Source organism: Sphingomonas sp. Mn802worker, assembly GCF_000382485.1.
In the GTDB taxonomy this organism is placed as follows: Bacteria; Pseudomonadota; Alphaproteobacteria; order Sphingomonadales; family Sphingomonadaceae; genus Sphingomonas.
On sequence record NZ_AORY01000011.1, the window covers coordinates 239,124 to 245,436 of the forward strand.

A 6,313-nucleotide genomic window follows, 5' to 3' on the forward strand; every position below is an offset into this window, starting at 1 on the left:
GCACGATCCGAGCACAAGCGATGTTGTGGGCTCGCCGCTCAGTGCGGGCGCGACGACGCCGCATCACCTGCCGGCGACTGACCGCCCCCGCATTAACCGCCCGCGCCCACGAACCTCGCAAGGCCTCCCACGCGTTCCTACATCCCGCCACACTGGCATCCGCTGCGGAACGAAGGTAGAACGGCCCTCATGGCTTTGACGACGATTTCGGTGCGCGGCGCGCGCGAGCACAATCTCAAGGACGTGGGCGTCGACATTCCGCGCGACACGCTGACCGTCATCACCGGGCTGTCCGGCTCGGGCAAGTCCTCACTGGCCTTCGACACCATCTACGCCGAGGGGCAACGCCGCTACGTCGAGAGCCTGTCGGCCTATGCGCGCCAGTTCCTTGAGCTGATGCAGAAGCCCGACGTCGACCATATCGAGGGGCTGTCCCCTGCGATCTCGATCGAGCAGAAGACCACCAGCCGCAATCCGCGCAGCACGGTGGCGACCGTTACCGAAATCTACGACTACATGCGCCTGCTCTGGGCGCGCGTCGGCGTCCCCTACTCCCCCGCCACCGGAGAGCCGATCGCCGCGCAGCAGGTCAGCCAGATGGTCGACCGCGTCATGTCGCTGCCCGAGGGGACGCGCCTCTACCTGCTCGCCCCCGTCGTCCGCGCGAGGAAGGGCGAGTATCGGAAAGAGATGCTCGAGTGGCAGAAGGCCGGCTTCACCCGCGTCCGCATCGACGGTGAGCTCTACGAGATCGACGAGGCGCCCGCGCTCGACAAGAAGTTCAAGCACGACATCGAGGTCGTCGTCGACCGCTTGGTCGTCCGCGGCGACATCGCCACGCGTTTGGCGGAGAGCTTCGAGACCGCGCTCAAGCTCGCCGACGGTCTCGCCTACGTCGACCCCGCCGATCCCGTTGAGCCCCGCACACCCACCAGCGCGGTGCTCGGCGACCACGCCCCCGACGGCCGCATCGTCTTCTCGGAAAAGTTCGCCTGCCCCGTCTCGGGCTTCACCATTCCCGAGATCGAGCCGCGCCTGTTCTCCTTCAACGCCCCCCAGGGCGCCTGCCCGGCGTGCGACGGCCTGGGTGAAAAGCTGATCTTCGACGAGGACCTCGTCGTCCCCAACCACCAGCTGTCGATCAAGAAGGGTGCGGTCGTCCCCTGGGCGAAATCCAACCCGCCCTCGCCCTACTACATGCAGGTGCTCGGCTCCCTCGCGCGCGAGTTCGACTTCGTGCTCGACACCCCTTGGGGCGAGCTGCCCGCAGAGGTGCAGAAGACCATCCTCCACGGCACGCGCGGGAAACCCGTCACGCTCACCTTCGTCGACGGCAAGAAGTCCTACGACGTTAAGAAACCGTTCGAGGGCGTCATCGGCAACCTCAACCGCCGGATGCTCCAGACCGAGAGCGCGTGGATGAAGGAGGAGCTGTCGAAATACCAGTCCGCGCAGGCGTGCGAGACCTGCCACGGCGCCCGCCTCAAGCCAGAGGCGCTCGCGGTCAAGATCGCGAAACAGGACATCAGCCACGCCACCCACCTCTCGGTCGTCGACGCGCTCGCCTTCTTCACCGATCTCCCCAACCACCTGGGTGACCAGCAGCGCGCGATTGCCGAGCGTATCCTGAAAGAGATCGTCGAGCGGCTCGGCTTCCTCAACAACGTCGGCCTCGATTACCTCAACTTGAACCGCACCAGCGGCACGCTCTCGGGCGGCGAGAGCCAGCGCATCCGCCTCGCCAGCCAGATCGGCTCGGGCCTCTCCGGCGTCCTCTACGTCCTCGACGAGCCCTCGATCGGCCTCCACCAGCGCGACAACGACATGCTGCTGGCCACCCTCCGGCGTCTGCGCGACCTCGGCAACACCGTGCTGGTGGTCGAGCATGACGAGGACGCGATCCGCACCGCCGATTACGTCATCGACATGGGGCCCGGCGCGGGCGTCCACGGCGGGCAGGTCGTCGCCGCCGGCACGCTCGCCGAAGTGCTGGCGACCGAGGGCAGCGTCACCGCCGATTACCTGAACGGCGTGCGCGAGGTCCCCGTGCCCGCGAAACGCCGCAAGGGCTCTGCCAAGAAGCTCACCGTCCACAACGCCACCGCCAACAATCTGACCGGCGTTACCGCGTCGATCCCCTTGGGCACCTTCACCTGCATCACCGGCGTGTCGGGTTCGGGCAAGTCGAGCTTCACCATCGACACGCTCTTCGCCGCCGCCGCGCGGACGCTGAACGGCGCGCGGATGCTCGCGGGCAAGCACGACAAGATCTCCGGGCTACAGCATCTCGACAAGGTCATCGACATCGACCAGTCGCCGATCGGCCGCACCCCGCGCTCCAACCCCGCGACCTACACCGGCGCGTTCACGCAGATCCGCGACTGGTTCGCCGGCCTGCCCGAGAGCCTCGCCCGCGGCTACAAGCCCGGCCGCTTCTCCTTCAACGTCAAGGGCGGGCGGTGCGAGGCGTGCCAGGGCGACGGCGTGCTCAAGATCGAGATGCACTTCCTCCCCGACGTCTACGTCACCTGCGACGTCTGCCACGGCCAACGCTACAACCGCGAGACGCTGGAGGTGAAGTTCAAGGGCCACTCGATCGCCGACGTGCTCGACATGACGGTCGAGGACGCGGCCGAGTTCTTCAAGGCCGTGCCCCCGATCCGCGACAAGATGGCGATGCTGGTCGAGGTCGGTCTCGGCTACGTCAAGGTCGGGCAGCAGGCGACCACGCTCTCGGGCGGCGAGGCGCAGCGCGTCAAACTCGCCAAGGAACTCGCCCGCCGCGCCACCGGCAACACGCTCTACATCCTCGACGAGCCGACCACGGGCTTGCACTTCGAGGACGTGCGCAAGCTCCTCGAGGTGCTCCACGCCCTCGTCGAACAGGGCAACACCGTCGTCGTGATCGAGCACAACCTCGACGTCATCAAGACCGCCGACCACATCATCGACATGGGGCCCGAAGGCGGCGTCAAGGGCGGCCGCGTCGTGGCCGAGGGCACGCCCGAGCAGGTCGCCAAGGTAAAGGGGAGCTTCACCGGGCGGTATCTCGCGCCGCTGTTGGGGAAGCGGAAGGTGGCGGAGGCGATTGCGGCGGAGTGAGGTGTGTCTAGCGCAACTCAATAATAACGTTTCTTATGAGATCAGAAATAACATCATCTGCTTGCGGCTGTAAAATGACGATGGACGATGGATGAGCGGCCATATTTCGGCGTTTCAGCTTCTCTCTAAGCATTTGCTCAAGGTTTTTTTGGATCACCTTGCCGCTGGAGCAAGCATCAAGGAATTCTGACTCCTTGAACTCGTCAAAATCGTCAGTTTTGCAAACTAGCGGTTTTGGCGACTTCGTGAATCTCTTACTTGCGCCTTCATTGAATTGCCCAAGACGGCTTCCGTCTGATAGAACCCAGCGCCTTAAATGATTATACGCTAAGTTCCATGTCATAACGATTGATGATCTGAATGCAGCGACTTGATAACAGCGAATCGCTTCGTCTAAAAAAACTCGCTCGGGTCCGTCTTCGACCTGATCTATCAAACCTGATAAGAGCTTAGAGACTGCTGCACTCTTCGTATTAGGTACCAATATGTCATCGAGTCTCTTTCGTTCTTGCCCTTCAAGAAAGTAACCTCTTTTATCATAAATAAAAAGCGGCGGCTTTCTTGTAGCTAAACGCGAAAGATACACACTAACCTGTGGAGGTGCCAAATGAACCGATCTAAAAACCTCCGCTATCGCGCGAGGAGCGAATCGGTCCACCTTCTTAATGCGATGCAAAAACCACGCTATCCTGCAAATCTGTTCATTGACCGATAGGTTTTTAAACCGCGCCTGCGCCTCAAAGAACTCCTCAAACTCAGTCATTCAGAGCGTCTCTTTTTATCCTCAATGCGGCCAGCGCCCGTCAAGCTAAGCGAATAGCCTTTACTATCACCGGATAAAAACTTGTTATCGGCTAGATTACGCAATGGCTTGGAGAAGTCCGTAGAGTTGGTACTCCATCCCAGCAATTTAAAACATGTGTAGATGTAGTCTACCGTAAAAGCGTTGATATTTCTAGCGTCGCGCAACCACAAAGCGATTAGAAGGTATTTGTCGAAGCCTGTTTTCGCCTCGTAATCTGACACAAAGTCTTTCAGCGATGGGTCAGACTTCACGTCTAAGTCATTAACGGGGTTTGGTACTTTAGCTACCCGGGCCTTCCTTGGAGCCTTCGGTCGTGACGGTTCCGCGTCCAGTGCGCCACCTTCGATCACATCTTCGTCGTTATCGATCTGATCGGCATCCGCTTCAAGCAAGGCAGGACTTGCTGGACGAGAAACCTGACGGGAGCTCACAGTTGTAGAACCGCGAAAAACATTTTGGATCGCTTGAGTAACTTGCGCGATCTCACCTTCTTGAAAATCGCCTTCAAGAAGGACAAAGCGAAATTTCGATGTACCGCCAGATCCGCGTGACGAACTTCCTCGTGCCATCATTACCCCCTCTCTGGGCGAGAACCTCGCTGTAATGGGCAACAGATACAAGACAAAACATCGCTGCTAAGTTAGCCGATCCTTTTATTCACAACCCCACCGCCTTCCGTAATGCCTCGTTCATCCGCCCCTGCCACCCCGGCCCGCCCTCGCGAAACCGCTCGATCACGTCGGGGTCGAGCCGCAGCGTCACCTGCTCCTTCGCGCGCCCGCGCAGCGGCGGTCGACCACGCACCACGCCGTTCGGCCCCAGATAGCCCGTCGCCGGCCGGATCACCTTGCCCCCGATCGAGAACTCGGCGGTGTCCAGCATCTCGTCGGTCCACTCCGACAGATCGTCCGCCGGGTCAGGCGAGCCGGCTGCGAAATCGTGCTTGTTCTCGCTCATTGGCCTTCCTCATCGAAATGACGCGCCGCCCGCGCTCGGTTGCCGCCCACACGATCACCACCGTCCGCTCGCCCAGCAGCCCGATCGTGCAGCATCGCCGCTCGGGATAGTCGAACCGCGCGTCCTCGAACTCGAACGCCGGCCCGTCGAACACGCCCGCCGCATCGGCGAAGTCTAGCCTTCGCTCGCGCAGCGTCGCGTCCCGCTTGGCTGCATCGTAGCTGATCTCCACGATGGTATTTTGTACCTACATAATGCGGCGTCAAGGGTCGTCGCGGCGGAGCCGCGCCTTCGAATGTGGTGGTGACGGCTACGTTGCCAAGGTGGGAAGAACTAAGCCTCGCCGCGGCGAAGCCGCGTCGTCAGTCGGCGCTGCTGGCGCCGCTGGCCGGGCCGGCGCTGGGGCGCTCGTCGGTAGCTTCGCTACCGCCTTGCCGCGCCGGCCTGTCCTACACTTGGCAAACCTGCCTACTACCCCGGACCCTCAACCAACGGGACCACGCCCATGCACACCCCACCCTACATCCCCGTCGCCTACCCGCTCGATCAGGCGCCCGAGCGGCACGAGATCGCGCATCGCGAGTGGCAGGCGCACGTCGACGCCGGCCGCATCTCCGCCACCCCGCTGCCCGCGCTCGAGATCGCCGCCGCGCTGACGATGGAGGCGCTGTTCCGCCGCACCGGGCTGTGCCGTCGATGACCGCGCACCCGCCCACCGCGCTCCCGGCCCCCGTCGACACGCCGGCCGGACACGAGCCCACCCGCCACGCCACCCCGGCCACCATCCCGGCCCCCGACGCCACCCTCCCCGGCGACCGCGCGCACTATCACCGTAGCGATGGCTGGACGCCCGAGCGCCAGCGCCTCTTCGTGGAGGGGATCGCCGGCGGCGACACCGTTGATCGCGCCTGCGCGCGCGTCGCGCTCTCGCCCGCCTCGGCCTATGCCTTTCGCCGCCGCGCCGCCGGTGCCGCCTTTGCGCTCGCCTGGGACGGCGCGCGGTTGCTCGCGCGCGAGACGCTCGCCGACACGCTCCTCACCCGCGCGCTGGAGGGGCAGGAGGAGGTCATCACCCGCCCCGACGGCTCGGTCGTCACCCGCCACCGCTTCGACAATCGCCTCGCGACCCACATGCTCCACCGGCTCGACCGCTTCTCCGACGCCGCGCAGCGCAGCGCCCATGGCACCGCCGCGCGCGCGGTCGCGGGCCAGTTCGACGCCTATCTCGACCTGATCGATGCCGATGCGACGCCCGCCCGCGCCGGCCTGTTCGTCGCTCAGCGCCTTGGGCCCGACGCGCGCGCCAGCCGGGCCGCCGACCTGGAACCCGTCCTCGCCCTCGCCCGCGCCGACCGCTGGCTCGCCGGCCACCCGCCACGGCCGGAGAGGTCGACGTCTCCGACCTAGACCCCGCCACCCGCGCTGGCTGGACCGCCGAGCAATGGGCCC

Annotated in this window: 7 protein-coding genes; 3 read left to right on the plus strand and 4 right to left on the minus strand. The window is 64.0% G+C overall.

The window, feature by feature from the left end:
* Positions 1 to 189: 189 nt before the first annotated feature.
* The gene (uvrA, locus tag SMN802W_RS0109915; RefSeq protein WP_019516755.1) at positions 190 to 3,102 is read left to right on the plus strand and encodes an excinuclease ABC subunit UvrA; all 2,913 of its coding nucleotides are present in this window, start codon (positions 190 to 192) and stop codon (positions 3,100 to 3,102) included.
* A gap of 7 nt (positions 3,103 to 3,109) precedes the next feature.
* On the opposite strand, the gene SMN802W_RS18275 is transcribed toward uvrA, so the two are convergent.
* The 4 genes from SMN802W_RS18275 to SMN802W_RS0109925 all read right to left on the minus strand — a co-directional run bounded on the left by SMN802W_RS18275 (position 3,110) and on the right by SMN802W_RS0109925 (position 5,096).
* Entirely contained in the window at positions 3,110 to 3,865 is a 756-nt protein-coding gene (locus SMN802W_RS18275) for a hypothetical protein (protein ID WP_156818815.1), read from the minus strand.
* On the minus strand, positions 3,862 to 4,479 hold the full coding sequence (locus SMN802W_RS18280) for a hypothetical protein (protein ID WP_156818816.1): 618 nt from the start codon (positions 4,477 to 4,479) through the stop codon (positions 3,862 to 3,864). The genes SMN802W_RS18275 and SMN802W_RS18280 overlap by 4 nt, the downstream gene beginning before the upstream one ends.
* Before the next feature lie 85 nt (positions 4,480 to 4,564).
* Positions 4,565 to 4,864 carry a BrnA antitoxin family protein gene (locus SMN802W_RS16845; protein ID WP_019516756.1) on the minus strand — a complete coding sequence of 100 codons (300 nt, stop codon included), beginning with the start codon at positions 4,862 to 4,864 and terminating at the stop codon, positions 4,565 to 4,567.
* Positions 4,824 to 5,096 carry a BrnT family toxin gene (locus tag SMN802W_RS0109925; protein WP_019516757.1) on the minus strand — a complete coding sequence of 91 codons (273 nt, stop codon included), beginning with the start codon at positions 5,094 to 5,096 and terminating at the stop codon, positions 4,824 to 4,826. The genes SMN802W_RS16845 and SMN802W_RS0109925 overlap by 41 nt, the downstream gene beginning before the upstream one ends.
* 273 nt (positions 5,097 to 5,369) lie before the next feature.
* On the opposite strand from SMN802W_RS0109925, the gene SMN802W_RS0109930 reads away from it, so the two are divergent.
* Both SMN802W_RS0109930 and SMN802W_RS17610 read left to right on the plus strand, forming a co-directional pair.
* Complete coding sequence (locus SMN802W_RS0109930) at positions 5,370 to 5,564, plus strand: hypothetical protein (RefSeq protein WP_019516758.1); 195 nt, start codon at positions 5,370 to 5,372, stop codon at positions 5,562 to 5,564.
* A gap of 170 nt (positions 5,565 to 5,734) precedes the next feature.
* Positions 5,735 to 6,271: a hypothetical protein gene (locus SMN802W_RS17610; RefSeq protein WP_156818817.1), complete on the plus strand. Its 537-nt coding sequence runs from the start codon at positions 5,735 to 5,737 to the stop codon at positions 6,269 to 6,271.
* Positions 6,272 to 6,313: the final 42 nt, after the last annotated feature.

Coding starts and splice junctions, on each gene's coding strand:
- SMN802W_RS18275 (WP_156818815.1), bottom strand. CDS start 3,865: ATGACTGAGTTTGAGGAGTTCTTTGAGGCGCAGGCGCGGTTTAAAAAC.
- SMN802W_RS16845 (WP_019516756.1), bottom strand. CDS start 4,864: ATGAGCGAGAACAAGCACGATTTCGCAGCCGGCTCGCCTGACCCGGCG.
- uvrA (WP_019516755.1), top strand. CDS start 190: ATGGCTTTGACGACGATTTCGGTGCGCGGCGCGCGCGAGCACAATCTC.
- SMN802W_RS0109930 (WP_019516758.1), top strand. CDS start 5,370: ATGCACACCCCACCCTACATCCCCGTCGCCTACCCGCTCGATCAGGCG.
- SMN802W_RS18280 (WP_156818816.1), bottom strand. CDS start 4,479: ATGATGGCACGAGGAAGTTCGTCACGCGGATCTGGCGGTACATCGAAA.